Origin of the sequence: Pseudomonas sp. CHM02 (genome assembly GCF_000612585.1) — a bacterium.
Lineage (GTDB): Bacteria > Pseudomonadota > Gammaproteobacteria > Pseudomonadales > Pseudomonadaceae > Aquipseudomonas.
The window spans coordinates 35,653-57,876 of the sequence record NZ_JFCA01000020.1; the positions used below are offsets into that span (position 1 = coordinate 35,653).

Genomic DNA, 22,224 nt, shown 5'->3' on the forward strand with positions numbered 1-22,224 from the left:
ATCTCCAGTATCTGGATATTCGCGGGAAAAATGCTGACCTTTTCAAGCACCCCTAACCTCCTCTTCGTTCAAAACGATTCGGAGGACCCGGGCAGCCGCTCCATTGTCGAGCGGCTAGGAGTGCATCTTATCGGTCACACTATCTGCGTCCCGAACTTTTCAAGAGCGCGGTCGGAAAGCGTAAGCCCCAACCCGGGCTCATCATTGAGTCTCAGCGTCCCGTTTCTGGTAATCGGCGGATTCTCGAAGAGCTCTGCCTGCAACGGGTCGCGAGACGGATCGGGGAACGATTCAACAATCAACCCGGCCGGCGAACCGGCAACGATATGCGCATGGATGTAGGCATCATGATGAGGAGCCACGTCCACATGATTCAACTCGCAAAGCGCGGCCAACTTTCGCCCCCCTGTAAACCCACCGAACATCGTGACGTCAAACTGCAGAACGCTGATCGCGCGTTCGTCAATGAATGCACGACATCCTTCAATCGTCATCTCGCTCTCGCCGCCGGTGATTGGAATGTGTGTACGCTGGGCCAACAGCGTTGTTTCATGGCGGTCGTCCGTCCAGCGCAGCGGCTCTTCGAGCCATCGCGGCTTGATGGGCTCAAGCAGGCGCACCGCTTGCGTAGCCGTGCGTAAATCCCATGCCCGATTCACGTCTACCATCAAGTCACGATCGCCAATAACCTCCCTAATGGCCTCGAGCCGCTCGATGTCTTCACCCAGACTCAGCCCACCAACCTTTGCCTTGAAACGAGTGTGGCCCTGGTCGAGAAGTTTATACATCTCGTCCTTAAGTTCGGGGATACCCTTTCCATCCTGATAGTAGGCACAGGTGACGTAGTAAGGTATCTCGTCACGCCATCCGCCAAACAATTTGTAAAGCGGCATCTTCGCTGCCTTGCCGATGATGTCCCAGCAGGCAATATCCGTGGCGGCAGAAAGACGCACCAGCGCTTCTTTAGTCCACCCTTTCTCCGCGGCCACACGCTGCCACGTGAGCGAGAACAAACTGTGATACAGGCGTTCTGGCGTAAGCGGATCGGCTCCCAGAATCATTTCGGGCAGTCCGGTTTTCAATACGTGAATCAATGGCTCGTTGGACGTATAGCTGGTAGCGAGACCAAACCCCTCGATGCCCTCATCGGTGGTGAGTCGGATCAGAATTTCGTTTGCATGCGGTACCTTGAAATGGCTCACCCAGTGAGGCTTTCCCTCACCTTTGTCGCGCAACGAAAATGCCTCCACCTTAACGATTTTCATGGTCGATTCCTGATAGTCGAAACAGTCGAAATGGTCATCCCGAAGGCAGGGACGAAGAAGTCAGGCGTTGTTGCGTCGACGGCTATGAGAACCTGTCGCAGTTCAATTGCGAGTACCTGTTTTTGGGGCACCCCATTCAGGATGCAGTACAAATGCCGCAAGGTTATGGGACCGACTCGGTCTAACCGCGCCGGTCCGCTTCTCTGCTCAAGGACCTGGCGCCAATCAGGTGCTCGCCTTGTCAGCCCACAGATCTACCGGGCCGAGTCGGTCGGCCCCTTGGGTGTCCAGCATCCACCCGGGATATTCGCGGGGCAAAGTGCTGACCTGATCAAGCACCCTGATTTCTTCTTCACTTAAGACGATATCGATCGCAGCGAGATTGTCGTCTAGTTGTTGAAGCCGCTTCGCACCCACGATGACGGAGGTCACGACGGGCCTGGACAACAACCAGGCCAACGCAATCCGTGCCGGGCTGCAGCCGTGCGCCGAGGCAATTGGCGCGATAGCGTCGAGCACATTCCAGGCACGCTCTTTGTCCACGATGGGAAAGTCGAACGCCGAACGGCGAGAACCTTCCGGGGTCTGGTTGTTCCGGCTGAACTTGCCTGACAGCAGACCTCCAGCAAGCGGGCTCCACACAAGAAGCCCCAGTTTTTCGTACTCCATCAGAGGAACAAGTTCGCGCTCCAGATCACGACCGGCGATCGAGTAGTAGGACTGCACAGTGGCAAACCGCGCATAGTCCTTTTGGCTGGAGATACCGAGCGCGGTGGCGATCCGCCAAGCCGCCCAATTCGATACGCCGATGTAGCGCACCTTCCCCTGTGTGACGAGGTCGTCAAGTGCGCGCAGGGTTTCATCAATCGGGGTCAATGTATCGGTGGCGTGGATCTGGTAAAGATCAATGTGATCCGTCTGCAAGCGCTTCAGGCTCGCCTCGACTGCATCCATCAAATGGCCACGCGATGCGCCGACGTCATTGCGCCCTGGTCCCATCCGGCTGTAGCCCTTGGTTGCAAGAACAATCTCATGCCTGGGAATGCCAAGATTCCGGATTGACTGACCTAAGGTTTTCTCGCTTTCACCGGCCGAGTACACGTCCGCGGTATCGAAGAAGTTGATGCCGGCGTCGATACTTACTTTTACCAGTTCGTCAGCATCAGACTGGCCGACGCTGCCGATATGCTTGTAGACCCCCTGCTGGCCGCTGAAAGTCATCGTGCCCAGGCAAAGCTGCGATACCAGCAAGCCCGTATTGCCCAAAGGTTTGTATTTCATTCGGGGTTCCTCCAAATAGGGTATGTACTCCCTGCCGACCTGAGCAGTTCTGCTCGCGTTCAAGTATCAGCGTGAGCCCTCCCTGGCACATCGCACAGCGCATACGAGAACGGCGGGTTCTTGTGCTCTGAACTCAATCAGGAAAGTCGGTCGCGTCCGAGACGTCCCGCCATGCCACCAGATCTCGCTTTACCGCTTCCAGCTTATCAGCGGCAAGGTTGTTCGCTATCTTGCCGCAGAATAGATGCAGAGGAGGTTTGGCAGCACCTGCGGCTTGAATGATCATCAAGGCCAGCTTGTCCGGATCCCCGGCCTGCTTACCGGCCATCTCATTGAGATGTACGTCCAGCAAAGCTTGTGCCGCGGTGTATTCCGGAATGTTGCGCTGCGCAACGACCAGCGAGCCCGAAGACAGGAATTCCGTTCGAACGGGGCCCGGATAGACCAGGGTGGCCTTAATGCCGAATTCCGCGACTTCCGCCGCAAGCGCTTCCGTCAGCCCCGCAAGGGCGAACTTCGTGGCAGCGTAGATGCCCCATCCTGCATAACCCCCCTGGAAGCCGGCGATAGAACCCACATTGAAGATATGCCCGCCACGCTGCTGACGCAGGTGAGGCAGTACGTGACGTAGCACATTGGACGGAGCGAAGACGTTGACTTCAAAGTTATGACGCAATTCGTCGTCGGATATGCCCTCTATCGTGCCCTGAAGGCCATAACCTGCGTTATTGACGACCGCATCAATTCGTCCGAATTTGGAGATGGCCTGCTCGATGCCAGCTTGCACACTGCGCTCATCCACGAGATCCACCTGCACGGGCAAAAAACGCTCGGAAGCAGGTCCAATTAGCTCGACGAGCGAATCCGACGTGCGCGAAGTGGCGACCACGTTGGCACCATCTTCCAGAAGCTTGCGCACAAGCGAAAGGCCGATGCCTTTTGAGGCGCCGGTGACAAACCAAGTTTTAGCATTCTGGCTCATAATGATCCTGGTAAATAAATTGATAATTTAGGAGTAACTGCCATGCAATCCGAAGGGAAAGGTAATGTCACTGCTGGCCCCTCTCATAATCATTACTTGAGGAGCATCAATAGAATTGATCCCATCCCTGGCTAAAGGATTATCTGCCGCCAACCAGATGCCAAGCTGCACAATCATCGATTAATAATGCACAAAAACCCGAACGTGCTCTGTGTAATAACACCACTACAACCTCTACTTTTTACAGCAAGACAGCCGCTCGCCCCCTCCTCGCGCTTCACGACGTATTAATTCACAATCCGCGCGCTATCCAGCCGAATCAAATACCCGAGAACACTCAAGTGCTTAGGCCCAAGCTGAAAAGGAAGAAGCCAGGATTCGGATTTTTATGCACTAACTTCGGCAAAACGGACAGCCTAGCTCGCCCCTTTTCACGAATACTCGGCACCACCCTTGGAGCCGGACTAATTCCTGATAGCCCCATCTATTTATTACACGGCCGATGTGTCCTTGGCTCCAAACCATAAACGCCATGTGCGGGCAATACGAGTGCCTATCGAGGATTGTTATGAAGAGAGCTTTGATTATAAACGCGTTCCAACTTTATGAAGACTTCTCCAAAGGGGAGCTCAATGAGACGATCGCCAATGTGATTCAGGAAGAAATGGAGCGCAGAGGCTATGACGTCAGAACGACGAATATCGAACGGGGCTATATTGTCGATGAGGAAGTTGAAAAACATGTCTGGGCAGACATAATCTTCCTGCAGACTCCTATTCATTGGTTCGGTGCTCCATGGATATACAAGAAGTACGCCGACGAAGTATTCACAGCAGGGCTACTTCAGAAACGCTTGATCGTGGACGATGGACGCACTCGAACCGATCCAGCTAAACAGTACGGAACGGGAGGACTGATGCAAGGCAAGAAGTACATGCTGTCCCTGACCTGGAATGCCCCTCGGGCTGCATTCGACGACAAAGATCAGTACCTGTTTGTAGGAAAGTCCGTAGATGAAGTCATGATCGCAAACACTACAAACTATAAATTTTGCGGTGCTGAGATTCTTCCTTCTTTCTCGTGCTTTAACGTCGTCAAAGACCCGAAAGTCTCCCAAGATATTGCACGTCTTCAAGAACATTTGGCGCGACTTCTTCCACTGTCAATGCCCGAAGGCGTCGATGCACCAGAGCCGCAACTTGCACAAGCAGCAGTCTGAAAGACAGAGGATGTGATGCGTAGGATCGATGCTTCAAGGGCGTACCGGATACTTGAATCCGGCCCCATCGTCATGGTGTGCACCCAAGATGAGGGGCGTCGAAACGTCATGACAATGGGCTTTCATATGATGGTCCAACACGCACCGCCCTTAATCGGCTGCGTCATTGGCCCCTGGGACCATAGCTTCGCCGCTCTGCGCAGGACACGCCAATGCGTTATCGCAGTGCCAGGAGTCGACCTGGCGCAAACGGTCGTAGACATCGGTAACTGCAGCGGCGCGGAAACGGACAAGTTCGCACGTTTCAACCTGACCACCGCCAAGCCAGCCAAGGTCGACGCGCCGTTGCTGCGCGACTGCCTCTACAACATTGAATGTGTCATTCATGACGGTGAGATGGTTGAAAAGTACCAGCTCTTCATCCTTGAAGCCGTGGCCATTTGGGTCAACGACGAACGACAGGAGCGCCGCTGCCTGCATCACCATGGCGATGGTACCTTCACCGCTGATGGCGAACGCATCGACCTGCGTCAACGCATGACGCGATGGAAGCAATTCCAGGTCGAGCTATAAATCGGGAGACAGAAAGCCGAATAAAGTGAACAAAACCCAACACGAGCGTCGCCCGTCGTTGAGGAGGCGCCCATCCTTCGAAAGGAACACGTCATGAAATATCAAGCACTCGGCCAGACCGGCCTGTACGTCTCCAAGATATGCCTGGGCACCATGACCTTCGGTGGCTCCGGATTCTGGGCCGCCATCGGCCAACTCGGCCAGGCTGACGCCGACGCCATCGTCTCGAAGGCACTTGAAGCAGGCGTGAACTTCATCGACACGGCAGACTGCTATTCGGAGGGTCTTTCCGAGCAGATTACCGGCCAAGCCATTCGCAATAGTGGCAAGAGCCGCAGCGATATCGTCCTGGCCACCAAAGCCTATGTGCCGACGGGTCCAGGACCCAACAATCGAGGCGCCTCACGCGGACATCTTTTGAACAGCGTCCAAGCCAGCCTAAAGAGGCTCGATACCGACTACATCGACTTGTTTCAGCTCCACGGTTACGATCCTGCAACGCCCCTGGAAGAGACGCTACGCACGCTGGACGACATGGTCAGCCGCGGCTACGTACGCTATGTGGGCGTGTCCAACTGGCCAGCCTGGGCCATCGCGCAAGCGCAAGGCCTGGTACACACGAATGGCTGGAACCGCTTGGCCAGTCTGCAAGCTTACTACTCCCTGGCTGGCCGCGGCCTGGACCGTGACGTCGTGCCCTACATCAAGGCAAATCCACTGGGATTAATGGTATGGAGCCCGCTGGCGGGGGGCATTCTGTCGGGCAAGTTCCACCGCGATGGCACAGCTCCCGAAGGTGGTCGTCGAGCATCATTCGACTTCCCTCCAATCGACCGCGAGCGAACGTTCGACATTATTGATGTGATGCGCGGAATTGCCGCAAGTCATGAGGTATCCGTCGCCCGTATCGGCTTGGCCTGGGTCTTGAGTAAGCCCTTCGTGACTTCCGTCGTCATAGGCGCGAAGAACACCGATCAACTCAACGATAACCTGGCGGCTATCGACATTCAGCTTTCGCAGGAAGAGCTCGCCATCCTGGAAGGTGCGAGCGCTTTGGCTCCCGAGTACCCGGGGTGGATGATGGAGTATCAGCAGAAACAATATCTCCAACGTTGATTTGCTCGTTAGTCAGGGGAATTTCCCTAGAGAGTCGCGTGGCAACAGATCCATTAACGAATAGGAGTCCCGATGAAGCACTATATTTTATTTCTCGAGTTCAGTGATTCGTATCTGGAGAAGCGCGACACGGTTCGAAACGCACACTTGTCGAAGGCATGGGAAGCGGTTGAACGAGGAGAACTGATCCTTGCAGGGGCGCTAACTGATCCAATTGACGGTGCGATCATCTTGTTTTCGGCCAACGGAACAGAAGCCGCAGAGCAATTTGCCCTGAATGATCCTTATGTTCAAAACGGGCTGGTCAAAAAATGGCATGTGAGGAAATGGCATACTACTGTTGGTTTGGATGCATCTTCTCCGGTGCGACCTTCAACTCCTTCATAAATTCTATGTCCTCATCGCTAGGATGAACTCCCAGGCAGTGGCTGGCCGCAGCCAGCCACTTATACCTAAGATCAGATTAAACCGAAAACCGAATCCTTCACCTGGTCAGACGCTTCCACATCGCTTAGGGCAACATTCACGGGAGCGGGCAACTGACATCGCCCTCTTTGCACCGAGTATAACTTTTGAGCTGTTCGGTTCTCGCTCGGGTCAGCCTATCAAGACAAGCACTGATGACCATCGGCTGTATACTTCCACCTGCACTTCTATCTGCAACAAATTTACATTCTGCATCGCGGAAAATAATCCATATTTTCTGTGCTGCCTTGAGATGTTTAGCCATTTCCGTCTCTACTTTTAGATCCCCCATAATGCTCTTATAAATTGTGTTCAGCTGGGTATCAGCTTCACGATACGAGAGCGCAGAACATTCATTCATCTGAGTCTGGGTGATTACCGAATCGCATTTATCAGCACCATAAGTGTAGCCGACGAAATTGAACGACATAAGTAAAAATAAGAGAGAGCGCACCAGAAGAATCCTATCATATGTTGGGTCGAGCTAACTTTACGTCGCTTCGGCGAAAATAGTAAAGAGATAGAATAAGGCTTTTCCTGATAACCATTTTACGATCGTAAATGATAACCTACTCTTTCATCGCCTCAATCAGTGCCCTAAGCCCTGCTGACTGATGCCTACGACTTGGAAAATAAAGAAACAGGCTTTCGTCAACATTACACCAGTCGGCGAGACATTGCTGGAGCCGGCCATCGTGGAGATACGGCGCTGCTCGGTCTTCCCATACATACGCCAGACCCACACCTCTTGATGCAGCGACCACCATAAGCTCTTGGCTATCGACTGTTAATGGCCCTGTCACGTCGACCTTCACAGTCTCTCCATCCTTAACGAATTCCCATCCCAGAAGTTTTCCGCTGGGGAATGCATATCGAATGCAAGTGTGGCGCTGGAGATCGTGAGGCGTTCCTGGAGGCTCATTCCTTTCAAAATAGTTGGGAGATCCGACGACAATAAACCGGAACTTCGATTTAAGCCGAACCGCGACCATGTCTTGGGAAAGCACCTCACCGAATCGGATCCCGGCGTCGAAACCCTCCTCCACAATATCGACAAGGGTATCGGTAGCAACGATCTCCAACTTCAGTCCTGGATTAGTAGCCAACAGGCTCATTGCTTCAGTGAACAAATAGGGGGCGATTGAGTTCGGAACATTGATCCTGACAGTGCCAAAAGGCGTAGCGCGAAACCAGTTCAATTCATCCACTGCTGCTCGCATGTCTGAAAGCGCCGGTTCCAGCCGGGCGTACAACATCTCTCCAGCTTCCGTCAGTGAAACACTGCGGGTTGTACGATGAAAAAGGCGTACGCCTACCCTCGCTTCAAGGCTGCGTATCGAATGGCTTGTTGCCGAGGAAGATGTCCCTCGTTCGGTGGCTGCGTGCCGGAAGCTCAGGTGTCTTGCAACCGATGCAAATACGGCAAGCTCGGCAAGTTCAGCATTCTCCATTAGTGAGCCTCATTCATCATCGTAAGCAATATTCTCTACTTTATCATATCAATCATGCGCCGCAGAATCACTGACAGGAAATGGAATAGGGGGGAATCCTCCTCTTTCATTCGTCTCCCCATTCGCTGAATCAAGAGAAAAATTTATGAGCACTCTCGAAGCCCCCCAAACACTCACTGGCAAAGTCGCCCTGGTGACCGGCGCAAGTTCCGGTATCGGCCGTGCCACGGCGTTCGAACTCGCCCGTCGCGGCGCCAAAGTCGTTGCAAGCGCACGCCGTCAATCCGAACTTGAAGCTCTCGTAGCTGACATTAAAGGGGCTGGTTACGAAGCCACCGCTGTAGTCGCTGACATCAACGTCGAACAGGATGTGATCGATCTGGTTGCAAAGACGATCTCGACCTACGGCCGCATCGACATCGCCTTCAATAATGCCGGCACCGAGGGCGCGTTCTCGCCCTTCATCGAGCAGACTAACGAGACCTACGACACGATCTTCAATGCGAACGTGCGCGGGATCTTCTGGTCGATGAAGCACGAAGCGAAGGCAATGTTGGAACAAGGCGGCGGCACGATCATCAACAACGCATCGATGGGTGGCGTCATTGGTTTCGCAAATGCGGGTCTCTACATCGCCAGCAAGCATGCAGTCCTCGGCCTGACCAAGACAGCGTCAATCGAACTGTTCAAGCAAGGCGTGCGTGTTAACGCGGTCAATCCCGGCATCATTGACACACCGTTCCAAGACCGTATCTGGCCGAGCACCGAAGCGAAGGACGCCTTCGCCGCCTCGACCGTTCCCGGCCGGGCCGGATCATCCGAAGAGATCGCGACCGTGGTCGCCTTCCTCGCCTCGGATGATGCTTCGTTCGTCTCCGGCCACGGCCTACTCATCGACGGCGGTTATTCGATCGCCTGACCGCCCCGAACATTAACCCGAGGTATCGGAATTCCCATCGCAGCGGAACGTCGTCCACTGCGATGGGCTCTCCCTGTCTATTCAATCCGTCTGTTGGAGAAACATCATGAACAGTCTCAAGAAATATTCACTCGGTGCACTGATTGCCGCGACCGCCTTTATCTCGTCGCAAGCAGCGATGGCGGAAATCGTACTTCAGCCGAGCCCGAACGGTGAAGTTGCGCTCGTCGTCAATTTCGAAGTGAAGCCCGGCGCCGAAGCCGAATTCGAGAAGGTATTTCGCCGTTCGGTAACCTGCTCGCGACTGGAACCGGGGAACATCACCTTTAACGTCCACAAGATCCTCGGCACCGAGCGGAACTACGTTCTCTACGAGGTCTGGCGCAACGATGCGGCGGTGAACAGCCACTTCGCCCGCCCATACACCGTCGCCTTGTTTTCGATGTTCGACCGCAATCTAGCCCGTCCGCTGTCCGAAGGCGGCCTGCGCTTTGTACAGGACCTCCAGCCTGAGGCCCGCAAAGCACCGGCGAAGACAGAGCCCGCATCGGTCGCAGAGTGCCGTTGAGCCAAGCTGCCTGGCTGCGGGTGTCGCAGCACAAGAGCGCTTGTAACCTAAAACCCCAAAGGTTGAGAGAAACAACATGACTACACAAACTTCTGCCGTAACGCCGACTCCGGTGAACGACACGCAACTGACCCTCATTGCCTTTATCCGCGCCAAACCCGGTTTGGGCGACGAGTTGGGGCGCCGCCTCGCTACTCTTGTCGAGCCCGCTCGCGCTGAGCCCGGCAACATCAATTACGACTTGCACCGCTCTAACGACGATGCCGACGTTTGGGTTCTCTATGAGAATTGGAAGGCTCCCTCTGATCTCGCAGCGCATTTCGAGTTGCCCTACATGAAAGCATTCGTCGCCGCACTTCCCGACGTGCTCGAAGGCGAAATGGATCTGCGCCGTTGCTCGATGGTTTCAAAAGTTGCTCGCAAGTACTAACACGTTTCAGCTACCGCTACCAACGACACAGACGCCGACTCAGAGTTGAACAAACTTCGATACCGCAGCAAATAGAATGCTTTGACAAATACCACTAACCACCCTATCAGCTGACTATTAGACCGAACTCAACTCAAGAAAGTGATGCTGCGAGTCAATTATTAGACATATGCACCTCAATTAAATGCCTGGATATCAAAGCGTCGCCCAATGACTCACCCAGGAAACCAGAAGCATCCAGATATGTCCTGTTATCCAACACCAGTCCGATGCAAGCAAGACTCTATCCATCAGGAGCTAAGGCGTATCGAACAGTATTATCTCAGGCTTCAAAAACAGTACTAGCCGATTACAACTCATTCATACAGGAATTCAATTGCCATGAGAACGCTTAAAGGTAAAACTATTATCGTGACAGGCGCAGCCAACGGCATTGGCCGAGCCGAGGCGGAGTTGCTCGGTCAGTCAGGGGCCAATGTGGTTTTCACCGACATTGACGAAGTCAACGGCATTGCAGCAGCGCAGCCGTTCGGCGAAAACGCCATTTTCGTAAAACACGATGTTTCATTGGCAGCCGATTGGGAGAAAGTAATCAGCGAGACGCTGGCAAACTTTGGTCAAGTGGATGGTCTCGTTAACAATGCTGGTATCTATCGGCCCGGCTCGCTGGAGGAGACCTCGGAAGAGATCTTCGACCGTCAGGTTGCGATTAACCAGAAGGGGGCATTTCTCGGTATGAAATATGCCGCCGCAGAGATGAAAAAGGGTGGCGGCGGCTCGATCGTCAATACATCGTCAATCTGTGGCATTCGGGGAATCCAAGGATGCATCGCCTACAACAGTACCAAATGGGCGGTGCGTGGCCTTACCAAGACAGCTGCCGCAGAACTTGGAAAGTATGGTATTCGTGTTAACGCCGTACTTCCGGGCTTTGTGGATACCGAAATCTTGTCCGCAAATTCCACCGAAATGAACGAACAGGCGGCCAAGGATACTATTCTCGGACGACTCGGCCAACCTGAGGAAATTGCTAAGGTCGTTCTGTTTCTGATCTCCGACGACAGCACCTTTGTCACAGGTGCAGACATTTTGGCGGACGGCGGATACACACTGTGAGTACCAAACTGTAGTGTTGTGCACATGAATACTTCATCGGGGCAGTACGAAATTCTCATGCCGAATGGACAGCTAGGGAAGGTCTGAAGTAGTCAGCGATTTTTGATGTCTTCCTGGCTTGAGGTTCAAAAACGCTCGCCCGGTTAGATAATCAGACCTTTCCCGCTTTTAATTCATCGACTTACCTTCAAATGGCACCTTTCCAAGGCGTTTTCCAGCATTACAGGCGCACTTCTCCCATAGCCAGCAGCCGTTTTCGCATCATCCACAGGTTCGACAGGGCAAATAGCGTGGCCTGTTGCGCGGTGTTTTTCATCAGGCCGCGAAACCGAACTTTTGTGTAGCCGAACTGACGCTTGATTACCCGAAACGGATGTTCAACCTTGGCGCGTACCTGGGCCTTGGCGTATTCGATTGTGCGCCGCAGACGACCGATCAAACTCTTTTCCCCGTGCTTTTTGTAGCTGCCGGGCCGCGCCGCAATCGACCAGATCATCTGGCGATTTTGATGCTCAGGACGCTTGTCCACGCCGGTGTAACCGGCATCGCCAGACACGTACGATTCCTCGCCATGCAGCAACTGATCGACCTGCGTCACATCCGCCACATTGGCCGCCGTGCCTACCAGGCTATGCACCAAACCCGACTCGGCATCGACGCCGATATGCGCTTTCATCCCGAAGAAATACATGTTCCCCTTCTTCGTCTGATGCATTTCGGGGTCGCGTTTGCCGTCTTTATTCTTGGTCGAACTCGGCGCATGAATGATCGTCGCATCGACCACCGTGCCTTGGCACAGCATCAGTCCACGGTCGCCCAGATAGCCATTGATGACCTGTAAAATCCCACCCGCCAACTCATGGTTCTCCAACAAGCGCCGGAAGTTGAGGATCGTGGTTTCATCGGGAATTCGATCCAGATGCAGCCCCGAAAACTGGCGCAGGATAGTGGTCTCGTAAAGCGCTTCTTCCATCGCCGGATCGCTGTAGCCGAACCAGTTCTGCATCAGATGAACCCGCAACATCGCCATCAACGGATACGCCGGGCGACCACCTTCGCCTTTCGGATAGTGCGGCTCGATCAAGGCAATCAGGCCTTTCCAGGGCACGACCTGATCCATCTCGATCAGGAAGCGCTCGCGGCGTGTCTGCTTACGTTTGCCGGCGTACTCGGCATCGGCGAAGGACATTTGTTTCATCTGGGCTCAACCGTCGTGTTCGGATCAGGCGACTATTTCACCAAATCTGAAAGTCTGTTTCAGAGTTTCCTTAGCGGGCAGCGTGGCAGGTCAATATCATGCAGGAATATTTTTTATACATGAAGAAGCCCAACCTTTTCAGATTGGGCTCTGGCGTTGAAGAATATGGTCGGGACGGTGACTCGAACACTCGCCTCCTAACACCCCATACTATACGCGTTCAGAAAATCCATTGAGCGTCGGGCGTTCTGCGCCATGTATGCTTCAGGGTTAGGCGGCGAAATCCCGCCCTCTAGCGCATCTAATAAATCCGCCCAATATTGCATCATCCTACGTCTCGGCTCGACGTATTCTGCATGATTGTACGCAGCCCGAACTTGGTTGGTATCAGCGTGGGAGAGCTGCGCCTCAATCCATTCTTCTACAAAACCAACCTCGTTGAGCGCTGTTGAGATAGTGGCCCTGATGCCATGACCGGTGAGCCGCCCTCTGTAACCCATCCGGCTAATTGCGGTGTTGAGGGTATTCTCACTGATCATTTCCTGCGGTTCGTATCGGTGAACCAGCAGATACCGTGCACCGCGTGCCCTCAACTGCATCAGTCGCTGCACAATTGCGATTGCTTGAGTAGAAAGCGGAATCACATAAGGTGGAATCCCATTCCCCTGTGTTCGCACACGACTCCGGAGCTGCTTGACACCCTCCGGCGGCACCAGCCAGATACCCTTGTCGAAGTCGAATTGGTCTGGCGTCGCCGCCCGTAGCTCTCCTGTACGCACGCCCGTCAGCAGCAATAGACGAATACCAAGGCGTGTCGCTTCTGCACACCCATAGCGGGTGACTGTCCTGAGCAGTCCTGGAAGTTCATCTACCTGGAGGAAGGGATTATGGCGAACTGGCCGCGGCATCTCGGCAACGATATCAAGATCTGCTGCTGGGTTCACATCAACGAGCCCTTCCGCCATAGCAAAACGAAAGATCTGGTTAAGCCAAGTGCGTACCTTTCGAGCAGAGACCAGCGCCCCTCTGCGCTCAATGCGCCTAATGAGCTCCAGCACGTCACCACGAGAAATATCCGCGATCGGAAGATCGCCCAAACACGGCAGCATGTCCTTCTTCAGGTATTTGCTGGCTTGCCCTGCACTGCCCTTCTTACTTTTCGTCAGTTTTTTACTTCGGAACTCATGCCAGCGATCAGCAACCGCTTCAAACGTGTTGTTGGCAGCGTGAGAGGCTTTCTGCCGCTCGGCACGACGATGTGATCGGGGATCGATATTGTTGGCCACCAGCGCACGTGCAACCTCTCTCCGCTGACGAGCCTCCTTGAGGCTCACGTCAGGATAGATGCCGAGGGAAATACGCAATTGTTTGTCATGCCAATAGAAACGGAAATGCCAGCGCTTCGAACCCGTCGAGGGCACGTGCAGAGACAAGCCATCCCCATCGGTTAACGTATAAGGCTTGCTGGCGGGCTTGGCTTGTTTGATCGCTGTATCTGTCAGAGCCATCAGACACCTCCTTTTGCATCAAGGAGGGGAATACAACTCAGCGGTAGACAGACCAATACGAAAATTGATGCGCAAGGAATCGTAAAAGGCTGTGCCAGCGGTGTACTTAAATGTGTACTTAAAAACCGTGGCTGGGGATGGATTCCGGTGGAATTCAGAAAACGAAAAAAGCGGCGCAAGGCCGCTATTTCCGTGACTTCCAGGCGTTCAGTGGGCCTTAGTGGAAGCAAATATGGCGCAGCGGACGGGACTCGAACCCGCGACCCCCGGCGTGACAGGCCGGTATTCTAACCGACTGAACTACCGCTGCGTATCGCTTGACCGGCTGAGCGTAACGCCTCAACCGTCTTTTAACATCTGATCGATCAGCCTTGGCTGTTCAATCTCAAGCCCGACACATCGAACCTGGAAAATATGGCGCAGCGGACGGGACTCGAACCCGCGACCCCCGGCGTGACAGGCCGGTATTCTAACCGACTGAACTACCGCTGCGCGTCGGTGCAACCTTTAACGTTGCGTCTTGCCCTGGGGCAAAACTCTCAAGAAGTGGTGGGTGATGACGGGATCGAACCGCCGACCCTCTGCTTGTAAGGCAGATGCTCTCCCAGCTGAGCTAATCACCCTTTGCTTCGTTGAGGCCGCGAAATTTACGCAGGTAGCGGACCTAAGTCAATAGCCTGCTTGAAGTTTTTCTGAAAAAGACAAAATGGCTTCAAGACGGCTATCCGCCCTACTCGCTGTAAATCATCTTCTTGCTCATGCCACCGTCCACGACAAACTCTTGCCCGGTGACAAACCCCGCCTGGCGCGACAGCAACCACGCCACCATCGCTGCCACGTCTTCTACGGTACCCACCCTGCCCGCCGGATGCTGGGCGTGGTCGGTGTCGCTCAACGGCTCGGCGCGACGCGCTGCCGGATCACGCGCATCGATCCAGCCGGGGCTGACCGCATTGACCCGCACTTCCGGCCCCAGGCTCATCGCCAGGGCATGCGTGAGGGCCAACAGGCCACCTTTGCTCGCCGCGTAGGCCTCGGTGTCCGGCTCCGACTGACGGGCCCGGGTCGACGCCAGGTTGACGATGGCACCACCATGGGCACGCAGATACGGCGCGCAGTGCTTGGCCAGTAACATCGGCCCACTAAGGTTCACCGCGAGCACTCGATTCCAGTAAGCCAGGTCCAGGCTTTCCAAGGTGATGTTGCGCGGGTCGGCCACTGCAGCATTGCAGACCAAAGCGTCCAGCCGCCCAAACTGCCCCAGTACCTCGGCGACACCCTGGGCGACTTGCTTCTCGTCGGCCACGTCCATGCTGATAAACCAGGCGTTCTCGCCCAGCACCTTGGACACCTTGGAACCGCGCTCGCGGTCGAGGTCGGTCAACACTACCTGCCAGCCTTCGCTGATCAGCCACGCAGCAATCCCGAGGCCAATGCCCCGTGCCGCGCCAGTGACCAGCGCGACACGCCCGTTACTGGCGGCCGCAGCTTCCATGGACCACTCGATCACAACGCCGCCAGCCCGCGAGCCAGGTCAGCCTGCAAGTCAGCGACATCTTCCAGGCCTACCGCAATGCGGATCAGGCTGTCACGAATACCTGCCGCTTCGCGCTCCTGCGGCGCCAGGCGACCGTGGGAAGTAGTGCTCGGGTGGGTAATGGTGGTCTTGCTGTCACCCAGGTTGGCCGTGATGGAGATCAGGCGCGTCGCATCGATAAAGCGCCAGGCGCCCTCTTTGCCGCCCTTCACTTCGAAGCTCACCACAGCGCCGAAGCCACGCTGCTGGCGCTGGGCCAACGCGTGTTGCGGGTGGCTCTTGAGGCCGGCGTAATGCACCTTCTCGATACCGTCCTGCTGCTCCAGCCACTCGGCCAGCGCCTGGGCGTTGGCGCAATGGGCTTTCATGCGCAGGTTGAGGGTTTCCAGGCCTTTGAGGAAGATCCAGGCGTTGAACGGGCTCAAGGTCGGGCCGGCCGTGCGCAGGAAACCGACAACTTCCTTCATCTGCTCGCTGCGACCTGCGACCACACCGCCCATGCAACGACCCTGGCCATCGATGAACTTGGTGGCCGAGTGCACGACAATGTCCGCGCCCAGCTTCAACGGCTGTTGCAGCGCCGGGGTGCAGAAGCAGTTGTCGACCACCAGCATGGCGCCCTTGGCATGAGCCACTTCGGACAACGCAGCGATATCCACCAGTTCAGCCAATGGGTTGGACGGCGACTCGACGAACAGCAACCTGGTATTGGCCTTGATCGCTGCATCCCAGCCGGACAGGTCCGCCAGGGGCACGTAGTCCACTTCGATGCCGAAACGCTTGAAGTACTTCTCGAACAGGCTAATGGTCGAGCCGAACACACTGCGCGACACCAACACGTGGTCGCCAGCACTGCACAGGCTCATCACCACGGCCAGGATGGCAGCCATGCCCGTGGCCGTTGCCACCGCTTGCTCGGCACCTTCCAGCGCCGCGAGACGCTCTTCGAACGCGCGCACCGTCGGGTTGGTATAACGCGAATAAACGTTGCCCGGCACTTCGCCAGCAAACCGCGCAGCGGCGTCGGCCGCAGTACGGAACACATAGCTGGAGGTGAAGAACATCGGGTCACCGTGTTCACCTTCCGGGGTACGGTGCTGGCCGGCGCGCACAGCCAGGGTATCGAAAGCTACGCCATCGAGGTCGCTGTCCAACCGACCGGCATCCCATTCCTGACTCATGCTGCGACTCCTTACTCAATTCTTTATTTAAGATACAAAACCGGCCCCTCAGGGCCGGTTGTCACTCAGTTGTTGTACAGATCGATGATCGCACTGACTGCCTGGGTCTTGATCTTCGACGAGTCATTGCGCGCCTGCTCGATCTTGTTCAGGTAAGCCTCGTCGACGTCACCGGTCACATACTTGCCGTCGAACACGGCGCAGTCGAACTGGTCGATCTTGATCTTGCCACCACCGACGGCTTCGATCAGGTCCGGCAGGTCCTGGTAGATCAGCCAATCGGCACCGATCAGGTCGGCAACGTCCTGGGTCGAACGGTTGTGAGCGATCAGCTCATGGGCGCTCGGCATGTCGATGCCGTACACGTTCGGGTAACGCACGGCAGGCGCTGCGGAACAGAAGTACACGTTCTTCGCACCGGCTTCGCGGGCCATCTGGATGATCTGCTTGCAGGTGGTGCCCCGTACGATGGAGTCATCCACCAGCATCACGTTCTTGCCGCGAAATTCCAGCTCGATGGCGTTGAGTTTCTGGCGTACCGACTTCTTGCGCGCAGCCTGGCCCGGCATGATGAAGGTCCGGCCAATGTAGCGGTTCTTCACGAAGCCTTCGCGGAACTTGACGCCCAGGTGGTTGGCCAGCTCCAGCGCGGCGGTACGGCTGGTGTCCGGGATCGGGATCACCACGTCGATATCATGCTCGGGACGCTCGCGCAGGATCTTCTCGGCCAGCTTCTCACCCATGCGCAGACGCGCCTTGTACACCGAAACGCCGTCGATGATCGAATCCGGACGCGCCAGGTAGACGTGTTCGAAGATGCACGGGGTGAGTTTCGGCGCTACGGCGCACTGGCGGGTGTGCAGCTTGCCATCTTCAGTGATGTACACCGCTTCGCCTGGCGCGAGGTCGCGGATCAGGGTGAAGCCCAGCACATCCAGGGACACACTTTCGGAAGCGATCATGTACTCGACGCCTTCGTCGGTGTGACGCTGGCCGAACACGATCGGACGAATGCCGTGCGGGTCACGGAAGCCGACGATGCCATAACCGGTGACCATGGCCACCACGGCGTAACCACCGACGCAACGGTTGTGCACGTCGGTGACGGCGGCGAACACGTCTTCTTCGGTCGGCTGCAGCTTGCCGCGCTGGGCCAGTTCGTGGGCGAACACGTTGAGCAGCACTTCCGAATCGGAACTGGTGTTGACGTGGCGCAGGTCAGATTCGTAGATCTCCTTGGCCAGCTGCTCAACGTTGGTCAGGTTACCGTTGTGCGCCAGGGTGATGCCGTAAGGCGAGTTGACGTAAAACGGCTGAGCTTCGGCCGACGTCGAGCTACCGGCAGTCGGGTAACGCACATGGCCAATGCCCATGTGCCCGACCAGGCGCTGCATGTGACGCTGGTGGAACACGTCACGTACCAGGCCATTGTCCTTGCGCAGGAATAACCGGCCGTCGTGGCTGGTCACAATACCGGCAGCGTCCTGGCCGCGGTGCTGGAGGACGGTTAGCGCGTCATACAGCGCCTGATTGACGTTCGACTTACCGACGATACCGACGATGCCACACATGCGACGCAACCCCTACTTAATGAATCTTGACTGAACACAACTTACTGAGGCGTTTTGGCCGGCAAGAGGTGTTCCTTGAACGGAAGATCAGCGGGTACGCTGATTCCGCTGGCCAGCCACTGACTGCTCCACCCCAGAATGAGGTTCTTGGACCAATCTGCAACCAATAGAAATTTTGGCACGAGTACCGACTCCTGCCACCACGAATCCTGCTGTACCGGCCCCAGGCTCAACAGCCCGACCGCCACGACCACCAGCAACGCGCCACGCGCGGCGCCGAAGGCCATGCCGAGAAATCGATCGGTCCCGGAGAGGCCGGTGACACGTATCAACTCGCCAATAAGATAATTGACCATTGCTCCCACCAGCAGCGTGGCGATGAACATGATGGCGCAGCCCGCGATGACGCGTGCCGAAGGTGTCTCGATGTATCCGGCCAGGTAGACCGACAATGAACCGCCGAACATCCAGGCTACGACTCCTGCGATGATCCAGGTCAGCAACGACAGTGCTTCTTTTACGAAGCCGCGGCTTAGACTGATCAAAGCGGAGATGGCGACGATTGCAACGATCGCCCAATCAACCCAGGTAAATGGCACGTTTCAGCCTACGGACGGATAAGGCGGCGCATTTTAGCAGAGCGTCGGGCTATCGGTAAGCAGTGATTACGGCTGCTTTGCAAATCAACGGGTTGTACCCCTGAATGTAGGAGCCCGGCTTGCCGGCGATAGCGATCTTATCGACGCCATCGCCGGCAAGCCGGGCTCCTACAGGTCGGCCGCATCTCAAGCAGGGATCAAATCAGCCGCGCTCAGGCTGGAAACGGGTGACGAATCCTTTAAGGTTCTGCTGACGATCCAGCAGGTCCCGCAGGCGATCGGCCTCGGCACGCTCGATCAGCGGACCGATAAACACCCGGTTCTTGCCGTCGGCGCTACGGATGTAAGCGTTATAGCCCTGGCTACGCAGCTTCTTCTGCAAGGCGTCGGCGCCTTCGCGATTGCCCAGGCTGGCCACCTGGATCGACCAACTGATCGGCAAGCCATTCGGATCGATACGGCTCTGCCCTACGTCCGGCTTGCCCGGGGCGGCAGGTTGCGGTGCTACCGGCTTGGGTGCAGGCGCAGGCGCAGCGGGCTTGGCGGCGGCAACCGGCGCGGCAGGTGCTGGCTTGACCACTGGCACGCTGGGTTGCACCGGCATCGACGGTGCCTGCTGCGCAGCCACTTCATCATCGGTCGGTACAGGCTCTTCTTCCGGCAGCGCCTGGGGTTCAGGCACCACCACCGGCTCAACCTGCACCTGGGGCACGGCGGGCGCCTGGGGGGCGGCCGGGGCTTCGACGACGACCTGACGCTCTTCGTCCTGGCGAGAAAACAGCATCGGCAGGAAAATCACCGCCAATGCCACCAGAACCAAGGCTCCGACCATTCGCTGCTTGTATGCGCTATCCAGTAATGCCATGTGCAGCTTCCTCCGTGGAGCGCCGGGCCAACCAATCAAGCGCCTCGGCAACACAATAAAATGACCCGAACAACAGAATCTCATCTTCGGGCGTGGCAATGGCGCACTGTGCTTCAAGGGCATCGGTCACGCTTGCATACGACGTCACCGGCGCACCAAGGTTCTGCAAGGCCACTTCCAGCTCGGCGGCCGGACGGCTGCGCGGCGTATCCAGCGGCGCCACGGCCCAAGCCTGGACATTGCCCAGCAAGGGCGCAACCACGCCATCCAGGTCCTTATCGGCCAGCAAGCCAAATACTGCAAGGCGGCGACCGACCGGCGGCATGCGCGACAAGCGTTGCGCCAGGTACTCGGCCGCATGGGGATTGTGCCCCACATCCAGCAACAGGTTCAGGCGCTTGCCCTGCCAGTCAAGCTCACGACGATCCAGACGCCCTACCACGCGAGTCGCCAGCAAGGTGGCGGCGATCTGCTCGGCATCCCACGGCAGATCCAGCAGCAGATAGGCCTGCAGCGCGAGCGCGGCGTTTTCCATCGGCAGGTTCAGCAGCGGCAGATCGCGCAGTTCTACAGACTGACCACGGGCATCGTGCCCACGCCATTGCCAGTGGTGTTCACCGATCTCGAGATTGAATTCCCGGCCGCGCAGGAAAAACGGGCAACCCAGCTCGCGTACCTTGTCCAGCAAGGTGTGCGGCGGTTCCAGGTCACCACACAGGGCAGGCTTGCCCCGGCGGAAGATCCCGGCTTTCTCATAAGCTACGGATTCGCGGGTATTGCCCAGGTAGTCGGCGTGATCCACACCAATGCTGGTGACCAGCGCCAGATCGGCGTCCACCACGTTGACCGTGTCCAGACGCCCACCCAGGCCGACTTCCAGCACCACCACATCCAGTTGCGCACGCTCGAACAGCCAGAACGCCGCCAGGGTGCCCATCTCGAAGTAAGTCAGGGAAGTCTCGCCCCGGCCGGCATCGAGTGCGGCAAAGGCTTCGCAGAGCTGCTCATCCGTGGCTTCAACGCCATTGAGCTGTACGCGCTCGTTGTAACGCAGCAGGTGCGGGGAATTGTAGACGCCGACTTTCAGGCCCTGGGCCTGCAGCAGCGCCGCGACAAAGGCGCAGGTAGAGCCTTTGCCGTTGGTGCCGGTCACCGTGATCACTCGCGGCGCCGGGCGGCCCAACCCAAGGCGGGTCGCTACCTGTTGCGAGCGCTCCAGGCCCATGTCGATAGCGGACGAATGCAACTGCTCAAGGTAGGCGAGCCACTCGCCCAGGGTACGCTGGGTCATAGGTTCGCAGGCACCGGCGGCACAACGATCGGCTCGACTTTAGGTGCGACGTAGACAGGCGTCGGCAGGCCCATCATTTGTGCCAGCAGGTTGCCCAGGCGTGGACGTAGTTCACCGCGCGGGATGATCAGGTCAATCGCGCCGTGCTCCAGCAGGAACTCGCTGCGCTGGAAGCCTTCCGGCAGTTTCTCACGCACGGTCTGCTCGATCACACGAGGGCCGGCAAAGCCGATCAGTGCCTTTGGCTCGCCGACGATCACATCACCCAGCATGGCCAGGCTGGCGGATACGCCGCCGTAGACCGGGTCGGTCAGCACGGAAATGAACGGGATGCCTTCTTCGCGCAGACGCGCCAGTACCGCGGAGGTCTTGGCCATTTGCATCAGGGAGATCAGGGCTTCCTGCATGCGCGCGCCACCGGAGGCGGCGAAGCAGATCATCGGGCAACGGTTTTCCAGGGCGTAGTTGGCGGCGCGGACAAAGCGCTCGCCGACAATGGCGCCCATGGAACCGCCCATGAACGAGAACTCGAACGCCGACACCACGACAGGCATGCCCAGCAGCTTGCCGCTGACGGAAATCAGCGCGTCCTTCTCGCCGGTCTGCTTCTGCGCAGCGGTCAGGCGGTCCTTGTACTTCTTGCCGTCACGGAACTTGAGACGGTCAACCGGTTCCAGGTCGGCGCCCAGTTCGTTACGGCCTTCGGCGTCGAGGAAGATGTCGATGCGGGCGCGGGCGCCGATACGCATGTGGTGGTTGCACTTGGGGCAAACATCCAGGGTCTTTTCCAGCTCCGGACGGTAGAGCACCGCGTCGCAGGATGGGCACTTGTGCCACAGACCTTCAGGAACCGAGCTTTTCTTCACCTCGGAACGCATGATCGAAGGGATCAGTTTGTCTACTAACCAGTTGCTCATGCTTTCTTTCTCCAGTACCGGTGGCTTGAACACAGCCCCGCGTATGCCCTTGAGCTAAATTCATATGTGGCGATGACACATGCTGGACGGGGTCAGACGTTCGACCGGCCTTTTCCCGCATGTATCCTCAGCCTTCCAGACAACCTGCCAGCGCAGGGTTGCCACTTCGTTT

Annotated in this window: 22 protein-coding genes and 3 tRNA genes; 8 read left to right on the forward strand and 17 right to left on the reverse strand. The window is 56.7% G+C overall.

Annotation, left to right across the window (positions count from 1 at the left end; translation table 11 throughout):
• Positions 1-134: 134 nt before the first annotated feature.
• From BM70_RS0113150 to BM70_RS0113160, 3 genes are all read right to left on the reverse strand, one after another.
• On the reverse strand, positions 135-1,265 hold the full coding sequence (locus BM70_RS0113150; protein WP_025856429.1) for a mandelate racemase/muconate lactonizing enzyme family protein: 1,131 nt from the start codon (positions 1,263-1,265) through the stop codon (positions 135-137).
• 225 nt (positions 1,266-1,490) lie between these two features.
• Complete coding sequence (locus BM70_RS0113155; protein WP_025856430.1) at positions 1,491-2,546, reverse strand: aldo/keto reductase; 1,056 nt, start codon at positions 2,544-2,546, stop codon at positions 1,491-1,493.
• Positions 2,547-2,679: 133 nt separating this feature from the next.
• Positions 2,680-3,528 carry an SDR family oxidoreductase gene (locus BM70_RS0113160; protein WP_025856431.1) on the reverse strand — a complete coding sequence of 283 codons (849 nt, stop codon included), beginning with the start codon at positions 3,526-3,528 and terminating at the stop codon, positions 2,680-2,682.
• Between the two features lie 568 nt (positions 3,529-4,096).
• On the opposite strand from BM70_RS0113160, the gene BM70_RS0113165 reads away from it, so the two are divergent.
• The 4 genes from BM70_RS0113165 (at position 4,097) to BM70_RS32345 (ending at position 6,823) form a co-directional block, all read left to right on the forward strand.
• A complete protein-coding gene (locus BM70_RS0113165; protein ID WP_025856432.1) occupies positions 4,097-4,747 on the forward strand; it encodes an NAD(P)H-dependent oxidoreductase in 651 nt (216 codons plus the stop codon).
• A 15-nt stretch (positions 4,748-4,762) separates the two neighbouring features.
• Complete coding sequence (locus BM70_RS0113170) at positions 4,763-5,320, forward strand: flavin reductase family protein (RefSeq protein ID WP_025856433.1); 558 nt, start codon at positions 4,763-4,765, stop codon at positions 5,318-5,320.
• Positions 5,321-5,413: 93 nt separating this feature from the next.
• Complete coding sequence (locus BM70_RS0113175) at positions 5,414-6,436, forward strand: aldo/keto reductase (RefSeq protein ID WP_025856434.1); 1,023 nt, start codon at positions 5,414-5,416, stop codon at positions 6,434-6,436.
• A 72-nt stretch (positions 6,437-6,508) separates the two neighbouring features.
• Positions 6,509-6,823, forward strand: a complete 315-nt coding sequence (locus tag BM70_RS32345) for a YciI-like protein (RefSeq protein ID WP_081782063.1) — start codon at positions 6,509-6,511, stop codon at positions 6,821-6,823.
• A gap of 136 nt (positions 6,824-6,959) precedes the next feature.
• On the opposite strand, the gene BM70_RS0113180 is transcribed toward BM70_RS32345, so the two are convergent.
• Both BM70_RS0113180 and BM70_RS0113185 read right to left on the reverse strand, forming a co-directional pair.
• A complete protein-coding gene (locus tag BM70_RS0113180) occupies positions 6,960-7,355 on the reverse strand; it encodes a lysozyme inhibitor LprI family protein (RefSeq protein WP_155952155.1) in 396 nt (131 codons plus the stop codon).
• Positions 7,356-7,470: 115 nt separating this feature from the next.
• Positions 7,471-8,352 (reverse strand): LysR family transcriptional regulator, encoded by an 882-nt coding sequence (locus tag BM70_RS0113185; protein WP_025856436.1) that lies wholly within the window; start codon positions 8,350-8,352, stop codon positions 7,471-7,473.
• Between the two features lie 145 nt (positions 8,353-8,497).
• Between BM70_RS0113185 and BM70_RS0113190 the strand changes: the two genes are divergently transcribed.
• From BM70_RS0113190 to BM70_RS0113205, 4 genes are all read left to right on the forward strand, one after another.
• Positions 8,498-9,271 carry an SDR family NAD(P)-dependent oxidoreductase gene (locus tag BM70_RS0113190; RefSeq protein ID WP_025856437.1) on the forward strand — a complete coding sequence of 258 codons (774 nt, stop codon included), beginning with the start codon at positions 8,498-8,500 and terminating at the stop codon, positions 9,269-9,271.
• A gap of 106 nt (positions 9,272-9,377) precedes the next feature.
• Positions 9,378-9,839, forward strand: coding sequence for a putative quinol monooxygenase (locus BM70_RS0113195; RefSeq protein ID WP_025856438.1), 462 nt, complete (start codon positions 9,378-9,380; stop codon positions 9,837-9,839).
• Positions 9,840-9,915: 76 nt separating this feature from the next.
• A complete protein-coding gene (locus tag BM70_RS0113200; protein ID WP_051556755.1) occupies positions 9,916-10,269 on the forward strand; it encodes a putative quinol monooxygenase in 354 nt (117 codons plus the stop codon).
• A gap of 381 nt (positions 10,270-10,650) precedes the next feature.
• A complete protein-coding gene (locus BM70_RS0113205) occupies positions 10,651-11,385 on the forward strand; it encodes an SDR family NAD(P)-dependent oxidoreductase (RefSeq protein WP_025856440.1) in 735 nt (244 codons plus the stop codon).
• Between the two features lie 220 nt (positions 11,386-11,605).
• On the opposite strand, the gene BM70_RS0113210 is transcribed toward BM70_RS0113205, so the two are convergent.
• The 12 genes from BM70_RS0113210 to accD form a co-directional block, all read right to left on the reverse strand.
• The gene (locus BM70_RS0113210; RefSeq protein WP_025856441.1) at positions 11,606-12,583 is read right to left on the reverse strand and encodes an IS5 family transposase; all 978 of its coding nucleotides are present in this window, start codon (positions 12,581-12,583) and stop codon (positions 11,606-11,608) included.
• Between the two features lie 197 nt (positions 12,584-12,780).
• On the reverse strand, positions 12,781-14,091 hold the full coding sequence (locus tag BM70_RS0113215) for an integrase arm-type DNA-binding domain-containing protein (protein WP_025856442.1): 1,311 nt from the start codon (positions 14,089-14,091) through the stop codon (positions 12,781-12,783).
• Between the two features lie 233 nt (positions 14,092-14,324).
• Positions 14,325-14,401, reverse strand: a tRNA-Asp gene (locus BM70_RS0113220).
• A 105-nt stretch (positions 14,402-14,506) separates the two neighbouring features.
• Positions 14,507-14,583, reverse strand: a tRNA-Asp gene (locus BM70_RS0113225).
• Between the two features lie 55 nt (positions 14,584-14,638).
• Positions 14,639-14,714, reverse strand: a tRNA-Val gene (locus BM70_RS0113230).
• A gap of 107 nt (positions 14,715-14,821) precedes the next feature.
• A complete protein-coding gene (locus BM70_RS0113235; protein WP_043274239.1) occupies positions 14,822-15,586 on the reverse strand; it encodes an SDR family oxidoreductase in 765 nt (254 codons plus the stop codon).
• An 11-nt stretch (positions 15,587-15,597) separates the two neighbouring features.
• Entirely contained in the window at positions 15,598-16,809 is a 1,212-nt protein-coding gene (locus BM70_RS0113240) for an O-succinylhomoserine sulfhydrylase (protein WP_025856444.1), read from the reverse strand.
• A 65-nt stretch (positions 16,810-16,874) separates the two neighbouring features.
• The gene (gene purF / locus BM70_RS0113245; RefSeq protein WP_015884965.1) at positions 16,875-18,380 is read right to left on the reverse strand and encodes an amidophosphoribosyltransferase; all 1,506 of its coding nucleotides are present in this window, start codon (positions 18,378-18,380) and stop codon (positions 16,875-16,877) included.
• Positions 18,381-18,421: 41 nt separating this feature from the next.
• On the reverse strand, positions 18,422-18,979 hold the full coding sequence (locus BM70_RS0113250; RefSeq protein ID WP_003192538.1) for a CvpA family protein: 558 nt from the start codon (positions 18,977-18,979) through the stop codon (positions 18,422-18,424).
• Between the two features lie 202 nt (positions 18,980-19,181).
• Complete coding sequence (locus BM70_RS0113255; RefSeq protein WP_025856445.1) at positions 19,182-19,844, reverse strand: SPOR domain-containing protein; 663 nt, start codon at positions 19,842-19,844, stop codon at positions 19,182-19,184.
• On the reverse strand, positions 19,828-21,135 hold the full coding sequence (gene folC, locus BM70_RS0113260) for a bifunctional tetrahydrofolate synthase/dihydrofolate synthase (protein ID WP_025856446.1): 1,308 nt from the start codon (positions 21,133-21,135) through the stop codon (positions 19,828-19,830). The genes BM70_RS0113255 and folC overlap by 17 nt, the downstream gene beginning before the upstream one ends.
• Positions 21,132-22,052 carry an acetyl-CoA carboxylase, carboxyltransferase subunit beta gene (gene accD, locus BM70_RS0113265; protein WP_025856447.1) on the reverse strand — a complete coding sequence of 307 codons (921 nt, stop codon included), beginning with the start codon at positions 22,050-22,052 and terminating at the stop codon, positions 21,132-21,134. The genes folC and accD overlap by 4 nt, the downstream gene beginning before the upstream one ends.
• Positions 22,053-22,224 lie beyond the last annotated feature (172 nt).

Bases quoted from the DNA above. Each gene is read 5' to 3' on its own strand.
- BM70_RS0113160 (WP_025856431.1), bottom strand. From the start codon at position 3,528: ATGAGCCAGAATGCTAAAACTTGGTTTGTCACCGGCGCCTCAAAAGGC.
- BM70_RS32345 (WP_081782063.1), top strand. From the start codon at position 6,509: ATGAAGCACTATATTTTATTTCTCGAGTTCAGTGATTCGTATCTGGAG.
- BM70_RS0113235 (WP_043274239.1), bottom strand. From the start codon at position 15,586: ATGGAAGCTGCGGCCGCCAGTAACGGGCGTGTCGCGCTGGTCACTGGC.
- BM70_RS0113215 (WP_025856442.1), bottom strand. From the start codon at position 14,091: ATGGCTCTGACAGATACAGCGATCAAACAAGCCAAGCCCGCCAGCAAG.
- BM70_RS0113185 (WP_025856436.1), bottom strand. From the start codon at position 8,352: ATGGAGAATGCTGAACTTGCCGAGCTTGCCGTATTTGCATCGGTTGCA.
- BM70_RS0113205 (WP_025856440.1), top strand. From the start codon at position 10,651: ATGAGAACGCTTAAAGGTAAAACTATTATCGTGACAGGCGCAGCCAAC.
- BM70_RS0113175 (WP_025856434.1), top strand. From the start codon at position 5,414: ATGAAATATCAAGCACTCGGCCAGACCGGCCTGTACGTCTCCAAGATA.
- BM70_RS0113190 (WP_025856437.1), top strand. From the start codon at position 8,498: ATGAGCACTCTCGAAGCCCCCCAAACACTCACTGGCAAAGTCGCCCTG.
- BM70_RS0113210 (WP_025856441.1), bottom strand. From the start codon at position 12,583: ATGAAACAAATGTCCTTCGCCGATGCCGAGTACGCCGGCAAACGTAAG.
- accD (WP_025856447.1), bottom strand. From the start codon at position 22,052: ATGAGCAACTGGTTAGTAGACAAACTGATCCCTTCGATCATGCGTTCC.
- BM70_RS0113155 (WP_025856430.1), bottom strand. From the start codon at position 2,546: ATGAAATACAAACCTTTGGGCAATACGGGCTTGCTGGTATCGCAGCTT.
- BM70_RS0113255 (WP_025856445.1), bottom strand. From the start codon at position 19,844: ATGGCATTACTGGATAGCGCATACAAGCAGCGAATGGTCGGAGCCTTG.
- BM70_RS0113240 (WP_025856444.1), bottom strand. From the start codon at position 16,809: ATGAGTCAGGAATGGGATGCCGGTCGGTTGGACAGCGACCTCGATGGC.
- BM70_RS0113170 (WP_025856433.1), top strand. From the start codon at position 4,763: ATGCGTAGGATCGATGCTTCAAGGGCGTACCGGATACTTGAATCCGGC.
- BM70_RS0113165 (WP_025856432.1), top strand. From the start codon at position 4,097: ATGAAGAGAGCTTTGATTATAAACGCGTTCCAACTTTATGAAGACTTC.
- BM70_RS0113200 (WP_051556755.1), top strand. From the start codon at position 9,916: ATGACTACACAAACTTCTGCCGTAACGCCGACTCCGGTGAACGACACG.
- purF (WP_015884965.1), bottom strand. From the start codon at position 18,380: ATGTGTGGCATCGTCGGTATCGTCGGTAAGTCGAACGTCAATCAGGCG.
- BM70_RS0113195 (WP_025856438.1), top strand. From the start codon at position 9,378: ATGAACAGTCTCAAGAAATATTCACTCGGTGCACTGATTGCCGCGACC.
- folC (WP_025856446.1), bottom strand. From the start codon at position 21,135: ATGACCCAGCGTACCCTGGGCGAGTGGCTCGCCTACCTTGAGCAGTTG.
- BM70_RS0113150 (WP_025856429.1), bottom strand. From the start codon at position 1,265: ATGAAAATCGTTAAGGTGGAGGCATTTTCGTTGCGCGACAAAGGTGAG.